This is a genomic window from Variovorax sp. GW821-FHT10C12, from assembly GCF_059415405.1.
The window spans coordinates 457,657-481,291 of record NZ_JBWKNE010000001.1; the positions used below are offsets into that span (position 1 = coordinate 457,657).

Sequence of the window (23,635 nt, forward strand, 5' to 3'; positions counted from 1 at the left end):
GAGAAAGCAGACAAGCATGCAAGTGGGTTACTCGGCGCAAGACGAAGCCTTCCGCCTCACGTTGCGCGACTGGTTCGAGGCGCACTATCCGCGCTTCGTCGCGGCCTGGCCCGGGGGCACGCCCGACGCCAACGAGCTGACCTGGCGCCGCGCCTGGGAAGACCACGTGTGCCAGGCCGGCTGGTCGGGCCTGGGCTGGCCCGAGGCCCACGGGGGCAAGGCCTGGCCGCTCACGCGGCAGGCCATCTTCCACGAGGAGCAGGCCCGCATCGGCGCGCCGCTGGGCGTGAACATCATCGGCCACGGCATCCTGGCGCCCACGCTGATCCACTTCGCGAGCGAGGCGCAGAAGGCCCGCTACCTGCCCGGCATCTTGAGCAACCGCGAGATCTGGTGCCAGGGCTATTCCGAGCCCGGCGCGGGCTCCGACCTCGCGGCGCTGTCCACGCGGGCCGAGCGGCGCGGCGACCACTACGTGCTCAACGGCCACAAGGTGTGGACCTCGTTCGCACACATTGCCGACCACTGCTTCGTGCTCGCACGCACCGACGCCGCGGCTGCGCGCCACAAGGGCATCAGCTTCCTGCTGGTCGACATGAAGAGCCCCGGCGTGCGCGTGGAATCCATCCGCCAGATCACGGGCGAGTCGGACTTCAACGAGGTCTTCTTCGAGGACGTGAAGGTGCCGCTCGATGCGCTGGTGGGCGAGGAGAACGGCGGCTGGCGCCTGGCGATGGCCGCCGCGAGCTTCGAGCGCGGCACCTACTTCATTCCGCGCCAGGTGCGCTTCACGCAGGAGCTGGGCGCGCTCACGCGGCTGGCGGCCAGCGTGCAGAGGGGCGGACGCCCCGCGCTCGATTGCCCGCACCTGCGGCGCGACCTCGCGCGGCTGGCGGTCGACAGCCATGTGCTCAAGCTCAAGTCGTACCGCGCGCTCACGCATGCGATGCGCGGCGGTCCGCCGGGGCCTGAGGGCTCGTCGACCAAGCTGCACTGGAGCGAGTCGCACCAGAAGCTGCTCGCCACCGCCATGGAAGTGCTGGGCGAGCGCGCGCTGGCCGGCCCCGAGCCCACGGGCGCCGACCCGCAGGCCGCGGCCTGGGTGCGCGACTACCTGTGGACGCGCGCCGAAACCATCCTGGCGGGCACCTCCGAAGTGCAGCGCAACATCCTGGCCGAGCAGATGCTGGGCCTGCCCAAGAACTGACCGACGACGACACGACCCCATGGATTTCGCATTGAACGACGAGCAGCAGATGCTGCATGCGTCGGCCCACCGCTTCTTCGCCGACCACCACCCGCTCGCGCGCGCACGGCGCGCCTTGCCCTGGACCGATGCCACGCAGCAGTCGCTGTGGGCCGACATGGCCGGCATGGGTTGGATGGCGTTGCTGGTGCCCGAGGCGCACGACGGCCTGGGGCTCGGCATGAGCGAGGCCTGCATCGTGGCCGAGGCCGCAGGCCAGCAGCTGTTGAACCTGCCGCTGGCCGGCAGCGCCGTGCTGTTGCCGCTGTGGCTGCAGGCGTGTGGCGACACACCGCCCGATGCGTTGCGCGAGGGGGTGCGCGCGGCGATGGCGGGCGAGCGTTCCTTCCATTGCATCGCGGACGGCGATGGCTGGATCGACCACGCGGGGCAGGCGTCGGACCTCGTGGTGGTGCAGGGCTGGCATGACGACACCGTGCCGTTGCGCGTGGCGCTGCGGCAGATGCCCGAGGGCGCAGCATCCGATGCGCTCGATCCCACGTTGCGACAAGCGCCGACGACTCCCGCGCCGTCACTCGCGTGGGAGACGCTGCCCATCGCCCCCGAAGCACGTTCCCGCGTGCGCGCCGCGCATCGCGTCGCGCTGTCGGCGGAACTCGTCGGCGTCGCGCAGGCCGCACTCGGCCTTGCCAGCGCCTACGCCCGCGAGCGCGTGCAGTTCGGCAAGCCCATCGGCAGCTACCAGGCCATCAAGCACCAGCTCGCCAACGCCTGGATGGGCGTGGACAACGCGCGGCTGGCCGTGCGCTACGCCGCCGCCGCACTCGACGGCGGCCTGCCCGACTGGCGCTTCGCCTGCGCTGCAGCCGAGTTCACGGCCATCGAAGGCGCGCAGCAGGCCACGCGCACGGCCATCCAGGTGCATGGCGGCATGGGCTTCACCTGGGAGCACGACGCCCACCTGTACCTGAAGCGCGCGCAGCACCTGGCGACGCGCCTGGGCGGCGCGTCGCGCGCGCTGGACCAGGTCGAGGCACTCGCCTTGTCCTGAGCCGCCCCGCGCCGGTGCGCGAACGCCCGCGGCAGGTGCGCCTGCCGCGGGCGTTCGTGCGTTGGCGCCCGACATCCGGCCTTCAAGAGGGGAAAACACCCGGCATGCCGTTTGCTTGAGGTTGCTTCTGAATGAAATTTGAATTTCAACTATTTGAAGTAGGTGAAATCCATATGCCATTCAGGCGCGATGCCGCCTACGATGCGATCCGCGACACCGGGCTGCACCGCGCAAGCAAGCACTTCATTCCTTCTCAAGGGGTTTTTCCATGGCTGGACCTGCACTCTCCTCCGGGCCCGACTCGCCCCGCGTCGCGGAGCTCGATCGCGCGCTCGACACCATCGGCGTCACGCGCTCGCACCACACGATCATTTTTCTGATCCTCATCGGCTGCCTGTTCGATGCCTTCGAGCAGAACGCGGTCGGCATCGTCGGTCCGATGCTGCGCGAGCAGTGGGGGCTGAGCGCCTCCGACATCGGCTTCCTGAACACCGTCACCTTCGCCTGCGCGGCCATCGGGCGGATCATTTCGGGCTTCATCGCCGACCGCTACGGCCGCCGCGTGATGCTGTCGATCGACCTGCTGCTGTTCACGCTCGGCGCAGGCATCTGCGCGATGGCACCCAACTTCACGGTGATGGCGCTGGGCCGCGCCGTGGTGGGCTTCGGGCTGGGCGGCGAGATCGCCATTGCGGTCACGATGCTGGCCGAGTTCTGCTCGACCAAGTTCCGCGGCACGGCGGTGGGGATGGTGAACGTGGGCGCGGGCGGGCTGGGCAACTTCCTCGCGCCGGGCTTCGGCCTGCTGGTGTTCTGGATGTTCCCCGGCGACAACGCCTGGCGCTGGCTGTTCGCCTGCCTCATGGTGCCGGCGCTGCTGGGCGCCTTCTATCGCCGCTACATCCCCGAGACGCCGCGCTTCCTGCTGTCGCAGGGCCGCGTGAAGGAAACGAATGCGGTGCTGTCGCGCCTCGCCTCGGGGCGACTGTCGGGCAAGCCGGCGGCGCCGCACCCCTACATCACCGACGACGGCACGCTCGCGCAGGCCGCGCAGCCGAAGGTGCGCGTGACCGAAATTTTCCGCGGCGCACTCGCGCGGCGCACCGTGCCGCTGTGCATCACGATCTGGATGACCTACGGCGCGCAGATCTCGGTGCTCACGCTGATGCCGACCATCCTCGTGACGCTGGGCTACAGCATGTCCAAGAGCCTGCTGTTCACGATGGTGATGCAGGGCGGCAGCCTGCTGGGCGCCATCGCGGCCTCGCTGCTGGGCTTTCACTTTCCACGCAAGCGCGTGCTGACGGCCGGCGCCGTGTGCGCCTGCCTCGCGGCGCTGACCATCGGCTTCGTGGCCAAGAGCATCGTCGTGATCCTCATTGCAGGCGCGGTGTTCCAGTTCTTCGTGCTGCTGCTCAACACCACCATCTGGATCTTTGCGCCCGAGCTGTACCCGACGCGCGTGCGCGCCTTCGGTACCGCCTTCATCCTGGCCACGGGCACGGCGGCCGGCGCGCTGATGCCGCTGGTGGCGGGCCGCCTGTTCGACAGCTTCGGGCTGGTCGGCGTGTTCGGCCTGGCCGCCGCGATGTACGCGGTGTTCGTGGCCAGCGTGCAGTGCGTGCCCGAGACCTACGGCCAGTCGCCCGATGCGCTGCCGCTGCCCGGCGAGGCCGAGGCCGAAGACCGCGCACCGGGCGCGACGCTGGCCCGCTCGAACTGAACCGCGCACCGAACGATCTCCAAAGAAAACGCTTTTCCGCATGCCCGACATCCTGCTCATCAACCCCAACGCCTCCGTCGCCACCACCGACATGATGGTCGGCATCGCGTCCGCCGAAGCGCCTGCCGGTTGCCGCGTGACCGGCCGCACGGCGGTGCAGGGCCCGCCGATGATCGTCAACGAAGACGAGCTGAACGCGGCCGCGCTCGAGGTGCTGAAGGTGTGGCGCGCGGCGGCGGGCGAGGGCTGGGACGGCGTGATCGTCAGCGCCTTCGGCGACCCCGGCGTGGCGCTGCTGCGGCGCGAGGCCGGCGTGCCCGTGGTCGGCATCGCCGAAGCCTCGATGCTCGCGGCGGGCGAGGGTGGGCGGCGCTTCGGCATCGCCACCGTCACGCCCGATCTCGTGGTGCCCATCGAGGCGCGCGCCACCGCGCTCGGGCTGCGCGCGCAGTTCAGCGGCATCCGCCTCACGCAGGGCGATCCGCGTGTGCTCGCGGCCGATGCGAAGGCGCTCGAAGAGGCGCTGGCGCAGGCCGTGCAGCGCTGCATCGACGACGACGGCGCGCAGGCCGTGATCATCGGCGGCGGTCCGCTCGGACAGGCGGCGCTCGCGCTCGCGCCGCGCTTCGAGGTGCCGGTGATCGCGCCGATCGGTGCGGCGATGCGGCTGCTGTGTTCGAAGCTCGCGGTCACACCGTGAGACGATGGTCGCGGCGATGAGAGGCGAGGCGTTTGGGCAATGAACGCCTTCTAGAATCAAACGACACACTTGTCCGCAAACATCGGGCAAGCCGCATCGTTCGTTTTCTTTCTTGCATGCCTCACCTTCGACCGCGTTCCGCTTTCCTCGCTTTTCTTCTCCTCTCTTCCCTCGGCGCCGTCGCGCAAACCGCGACACCCCAGCTGGTCCTCGTGCCGCATCACGAGCGCGCGCCGGAAACATCCCAGGCCCCCGCACTCGACCTTGCCGTGACGCGCTTCGCCGGCATGGCCTCGGGCTCCTACTACTGGCCTGAAGGCCTGCTGGCCGAGCAACTGATCTCGGGCCTGGCCTCGCGCTCCGACCGCAAGCAGCAGGCGCTGCCTGACGGCCAACGACTGCTTTCGTCGTACCGCCGGCCCTACGGCGGTAGCGAGCGCGCGGCGGTGCTGGTCGACGATCGCAGCGGCGACGTGCTGGCCGCCGCGCTGGTGCATCGCAGCTGCGGCAAGGACTCGTCGTCCACCGGTTGCCTCGACGACCAGCACGCTGTGCTCTCGGTCTTTTTGCGCCCCGGCGTCGATCGCGCCAAGGCGCAGCCGCTGGTCGCATGGAGCCAGCAGGTGCCCGAGAGCCTGCAGGGCGGCGAGGGCGTGGGCGAGAAGATCGCCACGACCGAGTACGTCACGATGGACGCCGCGCGCACCACGGCGCGCCCCATCGTGCGGCCCAACAAGGCCTTCTCCGCGCAAGTGCCGCTGTACCCCAAGGCGTTGATCTACGGCACCGCGCAAGACGCGCTGAGCGACGCCAAGGCCAGGCGCGTGCTGCGCCTGCAGACCGTCGACACGCCGCACCAGGTGCTGGCGTTCTACAAGCAGCTGTCGCCGCCGCTGAAGGACATCGAGTCCGGCAACGGCTTCATCGTCGGCAGCCGCAACGGCCTGCGCTTCTCCGTCGAAACGACGGTCCCGCGCGACATGCCCGCGATCACGAACATCGAACTGGAAATTTCCGAATGAAGAAGACCTTGATTCAGTCGGCGCTCGCGTCGCTGGTGTTCGCCTGTGCGCTCACCGCCCACGCACAAGACACTGCAGCGCCTGTCACGACGGAACTGCCCCCGCCCGCGCTGCGCCTGAGCGAGCAGACGCGCATCCGCAGCGCCGTGATCGGCCTGGTCGGCTACGCTCGCGGCAGCTACACCGAGCCCGACACGCTGATCGCGCAGCAACTGCTCGAAGGCATGCGCTCGAAGTTCGACGTGACGCGCACCGTGTGGCCCGACGGCCGCCAGGTCATCGCGTCGGTCAGCGGCGGCGGCCACGGCGAAGAGCGCGCGGCGATGCTGATCGACGCCGATGGCCGCGTGCAGGCGGTGGGGCTGGTCAACGGCCATTGCCGTGCGGCTGAGAAGCGCGACGACCCCAAGGTGTGCAACCCCTTGCCGCAGACCGTGCTGTCGGTCTTCCAGCATGCCGGTGCCAGCCAGGCCGACGCCGCGCCGCTGGTGGCCTGGAGCAAGCAGCTGCCGTCGTTCCTCGCGGCCATGGCCGAGAGCGATGATCCGGCGGACGTGGCCGCCGCGCAGAAGATCGCGCGCGTCGAATACATCACCGGCCAGCCGGGCGTTCCGGGCTGGCGCGTCGCGCAGCTGCCGCCGGGCTTCCCGGCGTCGCTGCATCCGCTGCTGGTGCAGACGGCCGAGGTGAACAGCTCGGCCAGCGCCGGGAAGATCGTGTTGCCCAAGGGCCTGGCCGGCCTGCCGATGCGCACGGCCTACCAGAGCGCCCAGCGCCCCGAGGCGCGGCTGCCCGATGCCGAGGTCACGCTGCGCAGCTACGAGCCGATCGCCAAGCTGGTCGACACCTACCGCGAACTCGCCAAGGGCGCGACGCTGGACGAAGAGGGCCGCGAGGTCGTCTTCAACGGCACCGACGGCGCCGGCCGCTACAGCGTGCGCCTGCGCGACGCGAAGGAAACCGGCGTGTTCATCACCGTGGCGAGCTGGAAGCGCAAGTAGCCGCACCCGCGTTGCATGGCCCTTTGCGGGGCGGATGTCAATCGGAGGATTCTTGCCGCCCCCCTGCGATGACACCGAGGCGGGCGGGGCAGGGTGCTCACGAGAATCGATGCATGACCCTGGCCGTCAGAGCCCGCCGCATCCACCTCGAGGAGACAACCACCATGCACCGCTCCCGTTCTCTTGCAGGCCTCGTTCGCCTGCTGCTTCGCACCACGGTCCTGTGGGCGCTCGCGATGCTCGCGGCGCCCGCGTTGGCCGCCTACAACCAGAGCCTCACGCGCACGCTGGACGCCGGCCAGATCTACGGCAAGGTCGCAGCCAACAACACGCACGCCTTCCTGGGCATTCCCTTCGCGCAGCCGCCCGTCGGCAACCTGCGCTGGCGCGCCCCGCAGCCGCCGCAACCCTGGAGCGGCGCGCGTGCCGCGACCACGCTGGCCGGCATGTGCGCGCAGGTCGGCAACCCCTTCGGCGAGCCCGACCCGGCCACCTTCGGCCAGCCCGTGGGCACCGAAGACTGCCTGTACCTGAACGTGTGGCGGCCGAACTCCAGCACCGAGAACCTGCCGGTGTTCTTCTGGATCCACGGCGGCAGCAACACCAAGGGCTCGGCGCGCGAACCGGCCTACGACGGCGCCTACCTGGCGCAGAAGGCCAACATGGTGGTGGTCACCGTGCAGTACCGCATGGGCATGCTGGGCTGGCTGAACCACCCGGCCATGAAGACCGGCAACGCGCTGGACGACTCGGGCAACTTCACCACGCTGGACCTCGTGCGCGCGCTCGACTGGGTGAAGGCCAACGCGCGCGCCTTCGGCGGCAACCCGGGGCAGGTGACGGTGGCGGGCCAGTCGGCCGGCTGCATCAACACCTGGGGCCTGCTGCAGTCGCCGCTGGCCGACGGCAAGTTCCACCGCGCGCTGTGCATGTCGGGCGTGCCCAATGCCTACCCGCCGGTGGTGGGCACGCTGGCGGCCGACTCGCTCATCGACAGCCTGCTGGTCGACACCGGCCGTGCCTCGACCACGCTGCAGGCCGCGGCGCAGCGCCTGACCATGAGCGCCGCCGACATCGCCGCCCTGCTGCGCGGCGCGAGCGCGGCGCAGATCATGAAGTTCACGCCCAGCCCCGTGGTGCCGGGCCACTTCACCGACGGCACCGTGATCCGCGCGAGCGGGCTGCCCGGCCTGCTGGCGGGCAACTACAACAAGATGCCGCTGATGATCGGCTCCACGCACGACGAGGGCTCGTACTTCGCCTTCCTGTTCGGCATGGGCCAACCCTCGCAGCAGGAGCTGTGGAACCTGACCAACTACGCGGCGCCCGGCAGCGTCACCTTCAACCAGCTGATCAAGCCCGAGTTCCGCCCGATCTACACGCAGACGCATGAAGTGATCAGCTACGCGCTGGACAACGTGATCGACAACGTGATCCGCGTGCTGCGCCTGCAGAACGGCGACATCTACCGCTACAACTACAACTGGGACGACACGCCGCAGCCCTGGAAGGACACCTTCGGTGCGTTCCACGGCATCGACGTGGCGGCGCTCTTCGGCAACTTCGTGACCGACGAGCCGAACTTCATGCGCTTTGCCTGGAGCCCCGCGAACGCCAGCAGCCGCAAGGCGCTGTCGGACAAGTTCATCGGCCACGCGGCGAGCTTTGCCCGCTACGGCGCACCGAGCCGCATGTTCGACGGCCAGACGACCTGGAACAACTGGACCAACTTCGTGTGCCTGCTGTGCAGCAAGCGCATGGTCTTCGACAACCAGCCGCGCATGTCGGCCGACGACTACCTGTTCTTCTGGCCGCGCTATTCGCTGCTGTCGCCGCAGCAGCGGGAGTTCCTGTTCCAGCAGATCGACTTCAACGCGCTGCCCGAGTCCGTCGACCCACTGCGCAACGGCACCCGCTGAGTTCCTGAAAAATCCAGCTACTGGATGATCCCGTGCCGCACGGCATAGAGCACCAGCTCCGCCGTGCTGGCCACGCCCAGCTTGTCCAGGATGTTGCTGCGGTGCGTGCTCACGGTCTTCACGCTGATGAGCATCTCGTCGCCGATGGCCGTGAGCGACAGGCCCTTGAGCATCATCCCCATGATCTGGTGCTCGCGCACCGTGAGCCGCTGGTGCGCGGGGCGGTCGTCGCGGCCGTCGAGCTGGCCGCTGACCTGCGAGGCGGCGCGCGCGCTCAGGTACTGGCCGCCCGCCGCCACGCAGCGGATCGCGCGCACCAGCTCGGCGGGCTCCGCGTCTTTCGCGATGTAGCCGCGCGCGCCGGCCTGGATGGCGACCAGCGCGTACTGTTCCTCGGCGTACATCGACAGCATGAGCACCGGCAGCGCGGGCTGCAGCGCGCGGATCGAGGCCAGCACCTCCAGGCCGTTGCGGCCTTCCATGTTGATGTCCAGCAGCACCACGTCGAAGCGGCGCTGGCGCACCAGCTCGAGCGCCTCGGCACCGTTGCCGGCCTCGGCCGTGGTGCGCAGGTCGGTCTCGTCGAGCAGCAGCCGCTGCAGGCCCGAGCGGAAGATCGTGTGGTCGTCGACCATCAGGATGTCGATCATGCGGGGCCGTTCTCCTGGTGCAGCGGCACGCTCAATGCGAGCCGCGTGCCCGCACCGGGTGCCGAGCGGATGTGCAGCTCGCCGCCGATCTCGCGCGCGCGTTCGCGCATGCTCAACAGGCCCAGCGCGCTGCCCTCGGGGGCATCGGCGTCGAAGCCGATGCCGTCGTCGTGCAGCGCGAGCTGCAGGCGCTCGCGGTCCACGCGCAGCCGCACGTCGACGCGCTGCGCCTTCGAGTGGCGCGAGATGTTGGTCAGGCCTTCCTGGAAGATGCGGTAGACCGCCGTGGCGTGCTTGGGTGCGAGGCGCAGTGCGGGTGCGTCGGTGTCCAGCGCATGGGGCACGCCGGAGCGGCGCGTGAAAGCCTGCAGCTCGTTCGCGAGCGCCACCGACAGGTCGAGATGGTCGAGTGCGCTGGGGCGCAGTGCTTCGGACATCTGCTTGACCGTGTCGATGGTCTGCTGCGTGAGCGCGATCAGGTCCTGCGTGAGTGCCTGCACCTCGGGGTTGTCGGCGCGGCGCTGGATGCGCGTGACGTCCATCTTGATCGAGGTCAGCATGCCGCCGAGCACGTCGTGCACATCGCGCGAGAGTGCCAGCCGTTGCTCTTCGAGCTTGTTGGCGGTGTAGGCGGCCAGGGCCTGCAGCTGTTCGCGCGAGCGCTGGCGTTCTTCTTCGTTGCGCAGGCGGTCGGTCACGTCGACGCCCACGCCCATCACGGCCGGTTGTCCCCGGTAAGTGATGCGCGAGCCATGGACCTCGATGAAGCGCACGCAGCCGTCGCGGTGCAGGCCGCGCGTGATGAAGTGCATGCTCGGTGGCTGCCCCGCCAGCCGGGCGCGCACGCGCGAGCGCACCACCTCCAGGAAGTCGGGCGGCACGAGGCGGTCGAGCGACATGCCGATCGCTTCTTCCACGGTGTAGCCCACGATGCCGGCCCAGGTCGCGTTGCAGTACACGAAGCGGTCGTCCTGGATCACGTAGATGCCCGCGACCATCTGTTCGACGATGGCGTCGAAGGGAATGTCCGGCTGGCGCTCGGGTGCGGAATCGGTCATGGGGTGGGCGGTGGCGCGCTGCATGATAGGTCGCGGGCCGCGCCACGCAGCCCGCGCCCGAGGGTTTGCGAGCAGCAGGGTTCCCCGTAGCGCCGGCCGGAAATGTCCGATGGCCGCCGCGCATGGTGCGCCGCCAAGATCGGGGCCCGCCTGCTTCAGGCTGCCCCACGGCCGGCGACGCCGGCAAGGACGACACGACGATGGTCTACCGTTGGCTTGCGCCTCTGCTCCTCCTGTGCCTGGGCCTGCCGGGCCGTGCCGACGAGATCGTGGTGGGGCAGTCGCTGCCGCTGAGCGGGCCGCTCGGCGAGGCCGGGCGCAACGTGAAGGACGGCATCGACGCCTACCTGGCGCGCGTGCAGCGCGAGGGCCTGCTCGGGCGCCACAAGCTGGTGTGGCGCGCGCTGGACGACGGCTACTCGGTGGAGCGCCACACGCAGAACATCCGGCAGCTCGTGGTGCAGGACAAGGTCGATGCGCTGGGCCTGTCGGCCGGCACCTCGCACATCGACGCGGCCTATCCGACGATGCGCGAGGCGGGCACGCCGCTGATCGGCGCGATGACCGGCGCCTCGGCGCTGCACGGCGCGCAGCGCGCGCTCATCTACCACCTGCGCGCCAGCTACGCCGACGAGGTGCGCCAGCTGGTCGCGCAGGCGGTGTCGGTGCGGCAGCGGCGCGTGTTCGCGGTCTGGCAGGACGACGGGCTGGGACGCGACGCCTTTGCGGCGCTCGAGATCGCGCTGCGCGGCGCGGGCATCGAACTCGTGGGGCAGCAAGGCGTGGCGTTGGCGCAGATGGACGGCGCCGCGCTGGCCGCGAGCGTGCGCGCGGCGAAGCCCGATGCGCTGTTCGCGCTGTGCGTGACGCCGTGCGGGGTGAAGCTGCTGTCGGGGCTGGCGGCGGAGAGTGGCATCGCACGGCCGACGCCGTACATGCTCTCGATCGTCAACGGCGAGGTGCTCGCCAAGAGCGTGGGGCCGGCGGCGCGCGGTACCGTGATCTCGCAGGTCATGCCGAACCCGCGCCTGGCAACGTCGCCGCTGGTGCAGCGCTACCAGCAGGACATGCGCAGCCACATGGGCCGCGACGAGTTCAGCTACTTTTCGCTGGAAGGGTACGTGGTGGCGATGGTGACGGTGGAGGCGGCGCGCACAGCGCTGGCCGCTTCACCACGCCGCTCGATGCAGGACGCCATGAAGCTGATGCTGCGGCGTGAGATCGAGGGGATTCCGGTGTCGAGTGGCGACGACCCTGGGGTGCGCCCGCATCCGGTGACGTTGTCGATGATCGGCAACGGAGGGCGGCTCATCCATTGAGGCTGAGCCGCCCTGAAGAAGATCAGCCGATCTCTGCGATCAGCTCGATCTCGACGCAAGCGCCCATCGGGATCTGCGCCACGCCGAAGGCGCTGCGTGCATGCGCGCCCTTTTCGGGGCCGAACACTTCGGCGAAGAACTCGCTGGCGCCGTTGGTCACCAGGTGCTGTTCGGTGAAGGTGCCGACCGAGTTCACGAGGCTCATCACCTTGACGATGCGCTTGACCTTGTTCAGGTCGCCCACGGCCGCGTGCAGCGTGCCGAGCAGGTCGATGGCGATGGCGCGCGCGGCCTGCTTGCCTTCGTCGGTGCCGATGTTGGCGCCGAGCTGGCCGACCCAGACCTTGCCGTCCTTCTTGGCGATGTGGCCCGACAGGAACACGAGGTTGCCGGTCTGCACGAAGGGCACGTAGGCCGCGGCGGGGGCGGACACCGGGGGCAGGGAAATGCCGAGGCTGGAAAGCTTGTCGTAAACGCTCATGGAGACTCCTGATCTGGGGATGATGATGACGATGACGGGGGTGATTGTGTCTGTGTTTGCGCCGCCGACGCCGGCAGCTGCACCACTTCCCCCACGGGTTGCACGGTCACGCCGACATGCAGCGTGTGGCGCGCGCCGCCATGCAGCACGCCGCGCATCGGCGAGACGTCGGAGTAGTCGCGCCCGATGGCGAGCGTGACGTAGTCCTCGCCGGGCTGGCGGCCGTTGGTGGGGTCGAAGTCGGCCCAGTCACCGACGCTCTCGGGGCCTTCGCCCTCGCCGGGCAGATACACCGACACCCACGCATGCGAGGCGTCGGCGCCCACCAGGCGCGGCTGGCCCGGTGGCGGCTGCGTGAGCAGGTAGCCGCTCACGTAGCGCGCCGGCAGGCCCATGGCGCGAAAGCATGCGATGAGGATGTGAGCGAAGTCCTGGCACACGCCCTTGCGCTGCGCCAGGGCCTCGACGGCCGGGGTGTTGATCTCGGTGCTGTCGGCGTCGTAGGCGAAGTCGCGGTACATGCGCTCGGTGAGGTCCATCGCCACGTCGAAGGTGGGGCGCTCGGGCACGAAGCTGGCGCGCGCGTAGGCAACGAAGTCGTCGTGGCGCGGCACGTACGGCGAGGGAAAGACGAACTCCGAGGCGGGGTCGAAGGGCGCGTCCTTGCGAAAGCGGAAGCGCTCGCGCACGGTCTCCCAGGGCAGCTCGCGCGCCACGGCGGGCGAGAGCACGGGCTCCGACGTTTTCACGACGCTTTCGGCCGTGACGATGAGGTGGTCGTGCGTGCTTTCGAGCGCGAAGAAGGCGCGCGTGTTGCCGTACAGGTCGGGCACCTCGTTGCGCTGCGCGGGCGCGGGATCGATCGTGAGCTGGTGGCTCACGAGCTCCTGCGAGGCGGTGGCCAGCGGGCGCAGGTGCGCCAGGTGCTGCGCCGTCTCGACCGCCGGCGCGTACGCGTAGCGCGTTTCGTGGGTGACGTGCAGCAGCATCGCGCGGCTCGCTGTTTACTTGGACTCGGCGCCGAAGTGCGAGGCGTAGATCTTGGCGTAGGTGCCGTCGGCCTTGATGTCGGCCAGGCCCTTGTCGATCTTCGCCAGCAGCTCGGCGTTGCCCTTCTTCACGGCGATGCCGTACTGCTCGGTCGAGAAACCGGCGTCGCTCACGGTCTTGAAGCCGCCGCCCGGGTTGTTGGCCAGGTAGTGCGCCACCACGCCGTTGTCGGCCACCACGGCCTGCACGCCGCCGGCTTCGAGCTCCTTGAGCGCCAGCGGTGTCGATTCGAAGCGCTTGATGTCGGTGCTCGACTTGCCCAGCAGCTTGCCCACCACCTCGTCGCCGGTGGTGCCGTTCTGCACGCCGACCTTGAGTTTCTTGATGTCGTCGAACTTCGCGACCGTCGAGTCGCTCTTCACGGCGATGAGCTGGCGGGCCTCGAAGTAGGGCTGCGAGAAGTCCATCGTCTGGCGGCGCTCGGGCGTGATGGTGATGGCCGACACCAGCAGGTCGCGGTCGCCCAGCTCGAGCGTGTTGAAGATGCCTTCCCACGGCGTGTTGACGAACTTCACCTCGATGCCGGCCTTCTGCGCGACGGCCTTCACCACGTCGATGTCGAAGCCCACGACCTCGCCCTTTTCATTCTGCGATTCGAAGGGCGTGTAGGCCGCGTCGGTGCCCACGACCAGCACGCGCGGCACGGCGGCGGGCGGCGGTGCCGAAGCGGCCGCGGGCGCGGCGGGTTCCTGCTTGCCGCAACCGGCGAGCGCGAGGCCGACCAGGAGGCTGGCGGCGGTCAGTGTGAGACGGCGGTTGAGGGCGATGCCGGACATGGAAGTGCCTCCTTCGAAATATCGTTGTGTGTGTCTGTGGAATCAGGCGCCCACTGAGCGCAGCGATTCGGACGTGAGCGTGAAGTAGCGCGTGCCGATGGCGTCCGACACGTGGTACGCGGCCGTCTCGCAGGTGGCGAGCAGCTCGACCAGCGCGGGGTAGTCGGCGCCGGGGCCGGCCGCGCACAGGTGTTCGAGCGTCCAGGTGGCGGGGTCGGGCAGCTCGTACGACAGGGCCGTGAGCTTGCCCGGCGCGCTGCCTGCGAGCCGCGCGATGCGCCCGCGCAGCGTCTGCGTGACCCAGGCCAGCGAGCGCGGGTTCTCGGCGTCGAGCACCAGCAGGTCGACCAGCGTGGCGACGTCGCGGCGCTGCTGGTAGCGCGCATGGAAGGTGATGGTGCTGTCGAACAGCGCCACCATCGCCTCGAAGCCGCTCACCTCGTGCACTGCGCCGTTGGCAAAGCCGGCCTCGAGCGCGCTCGACAAGAAGCCCAGCCGCTCGATGTGGCGGCCGATCGACAGCAGCCGCCAGGCGTCATCGCGCGTCATGCGGTCGGTCTGCGCGCCGGTCATGGCGGCCAGCGCGGTGCTGGCGGATTCGAGTGCGCGCAGTGCGGCGCTGGCCGCAAAGCTGCCTTCGCCGGCCTGCTCGGCCGCGCGCCGCAGGAAGTCGCTTTCGGCGCGCACGATCTGGTTCCAGTTGTCCTGCGACAGCCGTTCGCGCACGGCCGCCGCGGCCTGCCGGATGCTGCGCAGGCTGTAGCCGACGCTGCCACCGTGGTCGACGTCGCCCAACTCGGCGATCAGTGCGCGCTCGAACACGCGGCGTGACTGCGGCGCGCTCGGCGCTTCGGCCGGCACGAGCGCATTGCGCACCGCCATGCGGTGCAGCCATTCGAGCAGCGGGCGCGAGGACTGGTCTTCGCTGCCCAGCAGATTGAGCGTGAGGCGCGCCAGGCGCACCGCGTTCTCGGCGCGCTCCGTGTAGCGGCCGAGCCAGAACATGTTCTCGGCCGCGCGGCTGGTGACCGGCGCGCGGTGCCGCGCGAGCGAGGCCGGCGTGGCGTGCGGCTGCAGCAGCGTGGTGCGGTCGACCTCGCCGTGCGTCTGCACCCAGACGTCGGCGCTGCTGCCGCCGCGCTGCATGGAGGCGATCTGTGCGTCGGGGCCCGCCAGGCGCGCCAGCCCGCCGGGCAGCACGCGCCACGACTGCGGGCCGTCGCTCACCGCGAACACGCGCAGCATCAGCGCGCGCGGCGCGATGTGGCCGGGGCCGAGGTCGCTGGCCCAGGTCGGCATCTGCGACAGCGGCAGGTAGCCCTGCACCGTGTGGACGTCGCCCTCGCGCACGATGCGGCCGGCCCATTCGTCGATTTCACGGCGGCCGAGCTGGCTGCCGAACACGGCGTCGAAGCTGGAGCGGCCCTGGAAGCCGGGGTAGGTCGGCTTGATGGCGCTCTCGCCCAGCTGCGGCAGCACGGCCTCGAGCGAGGCGCGTTCGCCGCACCACCAGGTCGGCAGTGCCGGCAGCTTGAGCTTCTCGCCGATGAGCCGCAGCGCCAGCCCCGGCAAAAAGCCCAGCAGCGCCGGCGATTCGAGGAACGCCGAGCCCGGCATGTTGGCCACCAGCAGGTTGCCCGCGCGGATGGCCTGCAGCAGGCCGGGCACGCCGAGCGTGGAGTCGGGGCGCAGCTCCAGCGGGTCGAGGAACTGGTCGTCGAGCCGCTTGATGAGGCCGTGCACCGGGCGCAGGCCCTGCAGCGTCTTGAGGTACAGGCGCTGGTCGCGCACCGTGAGGTCGCTGCCCTCGACCAGCGTCAGGCCCAGGTAGCGCGCCAGGTAGGCGTGCTCGAAGTAGGTTTCGTTGTACGGGCCCGGCGTGAGCAGCGCGATGTGCGGCGGCGAGCCCGAGGGGCACATGCGCTGCAGGCCTTCCATCATGGCGCTGTAGGTGGCGGCCAGCCGCTGCACCTGCAGCGCCTCGAAGGCCTGCGGAAACTGCCGCGTGATCGCCAGGCGGTTCTCCAGCAGGTAGCCCAGGCCCGAAGGCGCCTGCGTGCGCTGCGAGACCACCCACCAGTTGCCGTCGGGGCCGCGCGCGAGGTCGAAGGCGGCGATGTGCAGCCAGGTGTCGCCCGCCGGCTTCACGCCGTGCAGCGCGCGCAGGTAGCCGGGGTGGCCGCGCACCAGCGCCGGCGGCAGCAGGCCTTCGGCCAGCAGCTGCTGCGGGCCGTAGGCGTCGGCCATCACGCGGTCGAGCACGCGCACGCGCTGCTGCACGCCGGCCTCGATCTGGGCCCAGCTCTCGGGCGAGACGATCAGCGGGAACAGGTCGAGCGACCACGGCCGCTGCGGGCCGTTGGCATCGGCGTACACGTTGTAGGTGACGCCGTTGTCGCGGATCTGCCGCTCGAGGCTGACTGCGCGCCGCGGCAGGTCGTTGAAGCCGCCGGGGCCGAGCTGTTCGAAGAAGGCGTTCCAGGCGGGGGTGAGCGGGGGCGGGTCGCTGGACGGGGAGGGTTCCTGTGCCTGTGATTGCGAGGACGACTGTGACTGGGACTGCGATTGCGACTGGGTCGGTCGCTCCTCGGCGGCGTCATACAGCAGCGGGGCCGCGGCGGGCGCCGGGGCCGCGCCCGACACCGGCCGCGAGGGCGCCGCGGGCGTCGCCTGACCCCGCAATTCGTCGAAATGCCCAGGCAGGGCCGCCGGCGCGAGCGAGGACGCCAGCGCCGCCGGATGCTCCGGGGCCTGGGCGTCGAACAGGGATTCGTTCAGGGGTTCCACAGGGGGGAGATTGTCACATCACCGTCACCGGGGCTTCCGCGCGCCGTCTGGCGAGGCGAAATGAAGGCGTTGAGGGTCCGAACATGAATAGCGGTAGCCATAATCAAAAAAAACCAATCCATCTCTTCACATGAGCGCGGCATCCCCCAACTCACCGCTGCAACCACATATCGAGAGTCGCATCCTGTCATTGCGAGAGCAGCGCGTGATGCTGGATTCCGATCTGGCGGTGCTCTACGACGTGCAGACCAAGGTGCTGGTGCAGGCGGTCAAGCGCAATGCCGAGCGCTTCCCGGTCGATTTCATGTTCCAACTCTCGCCCGAGGAGTGGGCGGCTTTGAGGTCACAAACTGTGACCTCAAACACCGGCCGTGGCGGCCGACGCACGGCACCCTACGTGTTCACCGAGCAGGGCGTGGCGATGCTGTCCTCGGTGCTCGGCAGCCCGCGCGCCATTGCGGTCAACATCGAGATCATGCGCACCTTCGTGCGGGTACGGGCGCTGGTCACCACGCACCAGGACCTGGCCAGGCGTTTGAGCGAGCTGGAAGAAAAGACCGAGCTGATCGACATGCGGCAGGAATCGTTCAGCAGCAACACGCGCAACCAACTGCGCCAGGTCTTCGATGCCATCAAGGCGCTGACGATGCCACCCGATCCACCCAGGCGGCCCATCGGCTTCGTGACGCCAGAAGAGAAGAAGGCCCCGAAGGCGCGCGGCAAGCAATAAGCGCCCCGCACGAACAGAGCCCACCTCGATCCTCAGCGCCGCAGGTCCAGCGTGAACGGAAACTCCCGGCTGCCCGGCAGCTCGATGGTGGCCGGCGGCGTGCGCAGCAGGCCCGGGGTGTGGCCGGTGCGCGTGAAGCGCGAGTGGCGGCGGCTCTCGGCCTCGTAGGCGTTGACCGGGAAGGTGTCGTAGTTGCGACCGCCCGGGTGGGCGACGAAGTACTGGCAGCCGCCCAGCGAACGCTTCATCCAGGTGTCGACGAGGTCGAAGGTCAGCGGTGCGTGGGCCGGGATGCTGGGGTGCAGCGCCGAAGGCGGGTTCCAGGCCTTGTAGCGCACGCCGGCCACGAATTCGCCGGTGACGCCGGTGGGCTGCAGCGGCAGCACCTTGCCGTTGACGGTGACGACGTGGCGGCTTTCGTTCAGGCCGGTCACGCGCACCTCGATGCGCTCCAGCGACGAATCGACATAGCGCACCGTGCCGCCGGCCGAGCCTTCCTCGCCCATCACGTGCCAGGGTTCGAGCGCGTTGCGCAGCGACAGCTCCACGCCCATCGACTGCATCTGGCCCACGAGCGGGAAGCGGAACTCGAAGTGCGGAGCGAACCAGTCGGCATCGAACGCAAAGCCGGCCTGGCGCATCTCGCTGATGACGTCGTCGAAGTCCATCTTGACGAAGGTCGGCAGCAGGAAGCGGTCGTGCAGCTCGGTGCCCCAGCGGGTGACGGGCGCCTGGTAGGGCGCGTCCCAGAAGCGAGCGACCAGCGCGCGGATCAGCAGCTGCTGCGCGATGCTCATGCGTGCATGCGGCGGCATCTCGAAGGCGCGCAGTTCCAGCAGGCCGAGGCGGCCGGTGCTGGAGTCGGGCGAGTAGAGCTTGTCGATGCAGAACTCGCTGCGGTGCGTGTTGCCCGACACGTCGATCAGGATGTTGCGCAGCGTGCGGTCGACCAGCCACGCGGGCATGTTCTGGCCGTAGATCTCGCGGTTCTTGGCGATCTCTTTCAGCGCGATCTCGAGTTCGTAGACCTGGTCGTTGCGCGCCTCGTCCACGCGCGGCGCCTGGCTGGTCGGGCCGATGAACATGCCCGAGAACAGGTAGCTCAGCGAGGGGTGGTTGTGCCAGTACAGCAGCAGGCTGGCCAGCAGCTCGGGCCGGCGCAGGAAGGGGCTGTCGGCGGGCGTGGCGCCGCCCATCACGAAGTGGTTGCCGCCGCCGGTGCCGGTGTGGCGGCCGTCGGTCATGAACTTCTCGGCCGACAGGCGTGTCTCGAACGCGGCGTTGTAGAGGAACTCGGTGTGGTCGACGAGTTCCTTCCAGTTGTGGGCCGGGTGGATGTTGACTTCGATCACGCCCGGGTCGGGCGTCACGGCCAGCATCTTCAGGCGCGGATCGCGCGGCGGCGGATAGCCTTCCATCACGATGCGCACGCCCAGCTGCTGCGCGGTGGCTTCGACGGCGGCGACGAGGTCGAGGTAGTCCTCCAGGCGCGCCAGCGGCGGCATGAAGACGTAGAGCACGCCCGAGGCGCTGCCCTTTTTCTCGGCCGCCGGGCCGTTGGCGCGGCGCGGGTCGCGCACCTCGACGCACAGCGCGGTGCGCGTGACCCAGTGGGCGGATTCGCCGCGCAGCGGCTGGCGCGTGGCGGACGTGGCAGAAGCGGCATCAGCCGCATCGCCCTTCGCCGCATCGCCGGGACTCTGCATGCGCAGCGACGCGGCCACCACGGGCGGCGCGCCGAAGGTGTAGGGCACCTCGCCCAGGTCGGCGCCGGCCACCGGGGTGGCGGTGGCATAGCGCGCGCGGTAGTCGGACGCGCTGGGCAACGCGGCGCGCGGCGCGGTCGGGTCGCGCTCGATGAGGTAGGGGTAGTCGCCCTTGCTGGCCCACGGCTGCGAGTCGAGCGGCAGGCGGTAGCCCATGGGCGAATCGCCCGGGATCAGGAACAGGCGGTCGTCGCGCAGGAACCACGGGCCGGTCTTCCAGCCGGGGCCGGCGAGCGCAGGCGCGTCGCTGTTGGCGTTGCCGGGCTCGATGGGCAGCATGTAGCCGATCACCGCGTCGAGCTTCTGCGTGAACACGCGGCGCAGGCGCACGCGTTCGAGTTCGTCGTCGAGCTTGGAGTCGAAGGGGTCGACGTTCACCGGCAGGCGGCGTTCGCGCCACAGGTAGTAGTAGGTGTCCTCGTAGCCGGGCTGGATGTAGCGCTCGGTGAGGCCCAGCTTGTGCGCCAGCACGGTGGTGAAGCGGCGCGCGTCTTCGCTTGTGTAGTGCGTGGGAAAGCGTTCGTCGGCGAACAGCTCGGGGTCGTGCCACAGCGTCTGGCCGTCGGCGCGCCAGAAGATCGACAGCGCCCAGCGCGGCAGCTGCTCGCCCGGGTACCACTTGCCCTGGCCGAAATGCAGGAAGCCGCCCTGGCCGTACTCGGCGCGCAGCTTGTGCACGAGCTCGGTGGCGTAGCCGCGCTTGGTGGGGCCGAGTGCGTCGGTGTTCCATTCGGGCGCGTCGCGGTCGCCGGTGGCCACGTAGGTCGGCTCGCCGCCCATCGTGAGGCGCACGTCGCCGGCCGTCAGGCGCGCATCGACGGCGTCGCCGAGCGCGAGCACCTCGGCCCATTGTTCTTCGGTGTAGGGTTTGGTGACGCGCGGCGATTCGTAGATGCGCGTGACCGTCATCTCGTGGCTGAACTCGACCTCGGATTCGTCGACCCCGCCTTCGATGGGCGCGGCGCTCGACGGCGTGGGCGTGCAGGCCAGTGGAATGTGGCCTTCGCCGGCCATGAGGCCCGAGGTGGCGTCCAGGCCGATCCAGCCGGCGCCCGGCAGGAACACCTCGCACCACGCGTGCAGGTCGGTGAAGTCGACCGTGGTGCCACTCGGGCCGTCGAGGGCCTTCACGTCGGGCGTGAGCTGGATCAGGTAGCCCGAGACGAAGCGCGCGGCCAGGCCCATGTGGCGCAGCAGCTGCACCAGCAGCCAGCCCGAGTCGCGGCACGAGCCGCTGCCGTTGGTGAGCGTTTCTTCCGGCGTCTGCACGCCGGGCTCCATGCGGATGAGGTAGTTGACGTCCTGCTGCACCTGCTGGTTCAGGCCGACCAGGAAGTCGATGGTGCGCTGCTCCTTGCGGTCGACCTTGTCGAGGTAGGCCTCCAAGAGCGGCGTGACCGGGTCGGCCACGAGGTAGGGCGCCAGCTCTTCGGCCTGCGAGGCCGTGTACTTGAACGGGAAGTTCTCGGCCTGCGGCTCGAGAAAGAAGTCGAAGGGGTTGTAGACCGCCATCTCGACCACGAGGTCGACCGTGACCTTGAACTCGCGCGTCTTCTCGGGGAACACGAGCCGCGCCTGGTAGTTGGCGAACGGGTCCTGCATCCAGTTGACGAAGTGCTCGGCCGGTTCGACCCGCAGCGAGTACGAGATCACATTGCTGCGGCAATGGGGCGCGGGGCGCAGTCGCACGACTTGCGGGCCCAACTGCACCAGGCGGTCGTATGTGTAGTGGGTGACGTGGTGGAGTGCGGCGTGGATGGACATGCGTAGGGGCGTGCAGTGCAGCGAGGTTGCATCGAAAAGATGTCTCTGGTGAGACGCATACTAGCCCAGTTGCCAAGCAATTAACGCGCCATCGAGCGTGGGTTGGGGGAGGGTTTGCATCATGGATTCCGGGGTGTGGGGAGGGCAGTCGCGGCGTGCGTCCGAGGCGGTCGCGGGTGGGGCGGGGGCCTTCGTTGCGCTGGGCGGCACGCTGCTCGGCGCGGCGGTGCAACTGCGTCAGCCGCTGCTGTGGGAGGCCGGTGTTTACGTCGCGTTGCTGCTGGCGGGGCTAGGCGGCGGATGGCTGCTGTGGCGGTGGCGTGGGCCTCGGCTGCTCGTGCTGATGCTGTCGCTGGCCTGCGGCGCGATGGCCGGCGCGGGGCTCGCTGGATGGCGCGCGACGGCCTATGCAAACGGGGCGCTGGACCCGCAACTGGAAGGGCGTGACCTGCGGCTCACGGGCGTGGTCTCGCAGATGCCACAACCCGGCGAGATCGGAACGCGCTTCCGTTTCGATGTGGAGACGGCGCAATGGGCCGAGGCCCTGCCTGAGGCTGCGCCGCCGAACGTGCCTTCGCGCATCGCACTCTCCTGGTACGGCGAGTACGGCGGGATGTGGGAGCAGCCCGCCGAGCGGCGTGCGTCCGTCGCACGCATCGTGGGCGAGGTGCACGCGGGCCAGCGCTGGCAACTGACCGTGCGCCTGCGCGCGCCGCACGGCAACCTCAATCCGCATGGCTTCGACAGCGAGCTGTGGGCGTGGGAGCAGGGCGTGCATGCGCAGGGCCATGTGCGGGCCGGGGCGCGCGACCCCGCGCCGCGCCTGCTGGGTACGACGTGGCGGCACCCGATCGAGCGGGCGCGCGAAGCCGTGCGCGATGCGGTCTTCGCCCGCGTGGACGACCGGCGCCAGGCCGGGGTGATCGCCGCGCTCGTCACTGGCGACCAGGGCGCCATCGACCGTGCCGACTGGGACGTGTTCCGCGCCACCGGCGTAGCGCACCTGATGTCGATCTCGGGCCTGCACATCACCTTGTTCGCATGGTTCGCGGCGCATGTCGTGGGCGCGCTCTGGCGGCGCAGCAGCCGGCTCATGCTGCGGCTGCCCGCACAACAGGCCGCACTCGCGGGTGGCGTGCTGCTGGCCGCGCTCTATGCGCTCTTCAGCGGCTGGGGCGTGCCCTCGCAGCGCACGGTCTGGATGCTCGCGGCCGTGGCACTGCTGCGCCTGACCGGCCGGCGTTGGCCGTGGCCGCACGTCTGGCTGCTGACGGCGGCGGTCGTGGTGGCCGCCGATCCGTGGGCGCTGCTGCAGGCCGGCTTCTGGCTCAGCTTCGTGGCGGTGGCGGTGCTGTTTGCCTCTGAGACCGCCGTGCCCGGCGAGGGCAGGGTGGGCGCGCTCACGCGCCTGGGCCGCTTCTTTCGCGAGCAATGGACCATCACGCTGGCGCTCGCGCCGCTGAGCCTGCTGCTGTTCCAGCAGGTGTCGGCCGTCGGGCTCGTGGCCAATGCGATCGCGATCCCGTGGGTGACGCTGGTGATCACGCCGCTGGCGATGCTCGGCGTGGCGGTGCCGCCGCTGTGGGACGTGGCGGCCGGTGCGGTGAAGCTGTTCGCCTCGCTGCTGCAGGCGCTCGCCGGCCTGCCGTTTGCCACGCTGTCGATGGCTGCGCCACCGCCATGGCTGGCCGCGGGCGGCGTGGTGGGCGGTGTGCTGCTGGCGATGCGCCTGCCGTGGTCGATGCGCGCGCTCGGCCTGCCGCTGCTGTTGCCGGTGCTGCTGTGGTCGCCGGCGCGGCCCGCCGTGGGCGAGTTCGACCTGCTCGCCGCCGACATCGGGCAGGGCAACGCGGTCCTCGTGCGCACCGCCACGCACAGCCTGCTGTACGACGCCGGCCCGCGTTACGGGCTCGACAGCGACGCGGGCCACCGCGTGCTCGTGCCGCTGCTGCGCGCGCGGGGCGAGCGGCTCGACCTGCTGCTGCTGAGCCACCGCGACATCGACCACACCGGCGGCGCCCCCGCCGTGCTCGCCATGCAGCCGCAGGCGGCGCTGCTGAGCTCCATCGAGGCCGGGCATCCGCTGCAGGCGCTGCGCCCCGCGCGCCGCTGCGAGGCCGGGCAGCGGTGGCGCTGGGACGGCGTCGACTTCGAGGTGCTGCTTCCCTATGACAGCGACTACCGCAGCTTCACGCGGCCCAATGCCGTGTCGTGCGTGCTGCGTATCGGCAACGGCCGCGCCAGGGTTCTATTGGCGGGCGACATCGAGCGGCTGCAGGAGGCCGCGTTGGTGTCGCGAACGCCCGGGCTGCAGGCTGACGTGCTGCTGGTTCCGCACCATGGCAGCAAGACTTCGTCGAGCGAGGCGTTGCTCGACGCTGTGCGCCCGCGCATCGCGCTGGTCCAGGCCGGCTACCGCAGCCGCTTCGGCCACCCGGCGCCCGAGGTGGTGGCGCGTTACGTCGAGCGTGGCGTGCAGGTGGTCGACAGCCCGCGCTGCGGTGCCGCCCATTGGGCAAGCCAGCTGCCCGCCGAGCTGAAGTGTGAACGCGCGCACGATCTGCGCTACTGGCGCCACCGCATGCCCTGAAGGTCCGAAACGCCAAATGCCCTCGCATTGCGCCCAAACCT

17 protein-coding genes are annotated in these 23,635 nt (G+C 69.9%); 10 read left to right on the forward strand and 7 right to left on the reverse strand.

From position 1 onward, the window contains the following. Positions 1–16 precede the first annotated feature (16 nt). The 7 genes from AC07OH_RS02200 to AC07OH_RS02230 all read left to right on the forward strand — a co-directional run bounded on the left by AC07OH_RS02200 (position 17) and on the right by AC07OH_RS02230 (position 8,623). Complete coding sequence (locus AC07OH_RS02200; RefSeq protein ID WP_495299415.1) at positions 17–1,207, forward strand: acyl-CoA dehydrogenase family protein; 1,191 nt, start codon at positions 17–19, stop codon at positions 1,205–1,207. A 19-nt stretch (positions 1,208–1,226) separates the two neighbouring features. Next, positions 1,227–2,258 (forward strand): acyl-CoA dehydrogenase family protein, encoded by a 1,032-nt coding sequence (locus AC07OH_RS02205; RefSeq protein WP_495299416.1) that lies wholly within the window; start codon positions 1,227–1,229, stop codon positions 2,256–2,258. 268 nt (positions 2,259–2,526) lie between these two features. Beyond that, the gene (locus tag AC07OH_RS02210; RefSeq protein WP_495299417.1) at positions 2,527–3,981 is read left to right on the forward strand and encodes an MFS transporter; all 1,455 of its coding nucleotides are present in this window, start codon (positions 2,527–2,529) and stop codon (positions 3,979–3,981) included. 40 nt (positions 3,982–4,021) lie between these two features. Then, positions 4,022–4,681: an aspartate/glutamate racemase family protein gene (locus AC07OH_RS02215; protein WP_495299418.1), complete on the forward strand. Its 660-nt coding sequence runs from the start codon at positions 4,022–4,024 to the stop codon at positions 4,679–4,681. 269 nt (positions 4,682–4,950) lie between these two features. Next, entirely contained in the window at positions 4,951–5,703 is a 753-nt protein-coding gene (locus AC07OH_RS02220) for a hypothetical protein (protein WP_495299419.1), read from the forward strand. Then, entirely contained in the window at positions 5,700–6,704 is a 1,005-nt protein-coding gene (locus tag AC07OH_RS02225; RefSeq protein WP_495299420.1) for a hypothetical protein, read from the forward strand. The genes AC07OH_RS02220 and AC07OH_RS02225 overlap by 4 nt, the downstream gene beginning before the upstream one ends. 164 nt (positions 6,705–6,868) lie before the next feature. Next, the gene (locus AC07OH_RS02230; protein ID WP_495299421.1) at positions 6,869–8,623 is read left to right on the forward strand and encodes a carboxylesterase/lipase family protein; all 1,755 of its coding nucleotides are present in this window, start codon (positions 6,869–6,871) and stop codon (positions 8,621–8,623) included. A 17-nt stretch (positions 8,624–8,640) separates the two neighbouring features. Here the strand turns inward: AC07OH_RS02230 and AC07OH_RS02235 are convergent, their stop codons facing one another. Together AC07OH_RS02235 and AC07OH_RS02240 are read right to left on the reverse strand one after the other, a co-directional pair. Beyond that, positions 8,641–9,273, reverse strand: a complete 633-nt coding sequence (locus tag AC07OH_RS02235) for a response regulator (RefSeq protein WP_495299422.1) — start codon at positions 9,271–9,273, stop codon at positions 8,641–8,643. Beyond that, positions 9,270–10,331, reverse strand: coding sequence for a PAS domain-containing sensor histidine kinase (locus AC07OH_RS02240; protein ID WP_495299423.1), 1,062 nt, complete (start codon positions 10,329–10,331; stop codon positions 9,270–9,272). The genes AC07OH_RS02235 and AC07OH_RS02240 overlap by 4 nt, the downstream gene beginning before the upstream one ends. 200 nt (positions 10,332–10,531) lie before the next feature. Here AC07OH_RS02240 and AC07OH_RS02245 point away from each other — a divergent pair, with 200 nt between their 5' ends. Beyond that, the gene (locus AC07OH_RS02245) at positions 10,532–11,650 is read left to right on the forward strand and encodes an ABC transporter substrate-binding protein (protein WP_495299424.1); all 1,119 of its coding nucleotides are present in this window, start codon (positions 10,532–10,534) and stop codon (positions 11,648–11,650) included. A gap of 22 nt (positions 11,651–11,672) precedes the next feature. Here the strand turns inward: AC07OH_RS02245 and AC07OH_RS02250 are convergent, their stop codons facing one another. The 4 genes from AC07OH_RS02250 to AC07OH_RS02265 are packed head-to-tail and all read right to left on the reverse strand — an operon-like array spanning position 11,673 to position 16,744. After that, positions 11,673–12,131, reverse strand: a complete 459-nt coding sequence (locus tag AC07OH_RS02250) for a RidA family protein (RefSeq protein WP_062476784.1) — start codon at positions 12,129–12,131, stop codon at positions 11,673–11,675. Beyond that, on the reverse strand, positions 12,128–13,120 hold the full coding sequence (locus AC07OH_RS02255) for a transglutaminase family protein (protein WP_492678066.1): 993 nt from the start codon (positions 13,118–13,120) through the stop codon (positions 12,128–12,130). The genes AC07OH_RS02250 and AC07OH_RS02255 overlap by 4 nt, the downstream gene beginning before the upstream one ends. A gap of 15 nt (positions 13,121–13,135) precedes the next feature. Continuing rightward, a complete protein-coding gene (locus AC07OH_RS02260; protein WP_495299425.1) occupies positions 13,136–13,957 on the reverse strand; it encodes a basic amino acid ABC transporter substrate-binding protein in 822 nt (273 codons plus the stop codon). Between the two features lie 42 nt (positions 13,958–13,999). Then, a complete protein-coding gene (locus AC07OH_RS02265; RefSeq protein ID WP_495299426.1) occupies positions 14,000–16,744 on the reverse strand; it encodes a circularly permuted type 2 ATP-grasp protein in 2,745 nt (914 codons plus the stop codon). Positions 16,745–16,874: 130 nt separating this feature from the next. Here AC07OH_RS02265 and AC07OH_RS02270 point away from each other — a divergent pair, with 130 nt between their 5' ends. Beyond that, positions 16,875–17,474, forward strand: a complete 600-nt coding sequence (locus tag AC07OH_RS02270) for an ORF6N domain-containing protein (protein ID WP_495299427.1) — start codon at positions 16,875–16,877, stop codon at positions 17,472–17,474. Between the two features lie 32 nt (positions 17,475–17,506). Here AC07OH_RS02270 and AC07OH_RS02275 read toward each other — a convergent pair whose 3' ends face one another. Beyond that, positions 17,507–21,004: a transglutaminase family protein gene (locus AC07OH_RS02275; RefSeq protein WP_495299428.1), complete on the reverse strand. Its 3,498-nt coding sequence runs from the start codon at positions 21,002–21,004 to the stop codon at positions 17,507–17,509. A gap of 121 nt (positions 21,005–21,125) precedes the next feature. Here AC07OH_RS02275 and AC07OH_RS02280 point away from each other — a divergent pair, with 121 nt between their 5' ends. Beyond that, positions 21,126–23,594, forward strand: coding sequence for a DNA internalization-related competence protein ComEC/Rec2 (locus AC07OH_RS02280; RefSeq protein WP_495299429.1), 2,469 nt, complete (start codon positions 21,126–21,128; stop codon positions 23,592–23,594). The last annotated feature ends 41 nt before the right edge of the window (positions 23,595–23,635 follow it).

Excerpts from the sequence above, each read along its gene's own strand:
- AC07OH_RS02240 (WP_495299423.1), bottom strand. The coding sequence starts at position 10,331 with ATGACCGATTCCGCACCCGAGCGCCAGCCGGACATTCCCTTCGACGCC.
- AC07OH_RS02270 (WP_495299427.1), top strand. The coding sequence starts at position 16,875 with ATGAGCGCGGCATCCCCCAACTCACCGCTGCAACCACATATCGAGAGT.
- AC07OH_RS02260 (WP_495299425.1), bottom strand. The coding sequence starts at position 13,957 with ATGTCCGGCATCGCCCTCAACCGCCGTCTCACACTGACCGCCGCCAGC.
- AC07OH_RS02275 (WP_495299428.1), bottom strand. The coding sequence starts at position 21,004 with ATGTCCATCCACGCCGCACTCCACCACGTCACCCACTACACATACGAC.
- AC07OH_RS02205 (WP_495299416.1), top strand. The coding sequence starts at position 1,227 with ATGGATTTCGCATTGAACGACGAGCAGCAGATGCTGCATGCGTCGGCC.
- AC07OH_RS02230 (WP_495299421.1), top strand. The coding sequence starts at position 6,869 with ATGCACCGCTCCCGTTCTCTTGCAGGCCTCGTTCGCCTGCTGCTTCGC.
- AC07OH_RS02235 (WP_495299422.1), bottom strand. The coding sequence starts at position 9,273 with ATGATCGACATCCTGATGGTCGACGACCACACGATCTTCCGCTCGGGC.
- AC07OH_RS02215 (WP_495299418.1), top strand. The coding sequence starts at position 4,022 with ATGCCCGACATCCTGCTCATCAACCCCAACGCCTCCGTCGCCACCACC.
- AC07OH_RS02280 (WP_495299429.1), top strand. The coding sequence starts at position 21,126 with ATGGATTCCGGGGTGTGGGGAGGGCAGTCGCGGCGTGCGTCCGAGGCG.
- AC07OH_RS02245 (WP_495299424.1), top strand. The coding sequence starts at position 10,532 with ATGGTCTACCGTTGGCTTGCGCCTCTGCTCCTCCTGTGCCTGGGCCTG.
- AC07OH_RS02250 (WP_062476784.1), bottom strand. The coding sequence starts at position 12,131 with ATGAGCGTTTACGACAAGCTTTCCAGCCTCGGCATTTCCCTGCCCCCG.
- AC07OH_RS02225 (WP_495299420.1), top strand. The coding sequence starts at position 5,700 with ATGAAGAAGACCTTGATTCAGTCGGCGCTCGCGTCGCTGGTGTTCGCC.
- AC07OH_RS02210 (WP_495299417.1), top strand. The coding sequence starts at position 2,527 with ATGGCTGGACCTGCACTCTCCTCCGGGCCCGACTCGCCCCGCGTCGCG.
- AC07OH_RS02200 (WP_495299415.1), top strand. The coding sequence starts at position 17 with ATGCAAGTGGGTTACTCGGCGCAAGACGAAGCCTTCCGCCTCACGTTG.
- AC07OH_RS02255 (WP_492678066.1), bottom strand. The coding sequence starts at position 13,120 with ATGCTGCTGCACGTCACCCACGAAACGCGCTACGCGTACGCGCCGGCG.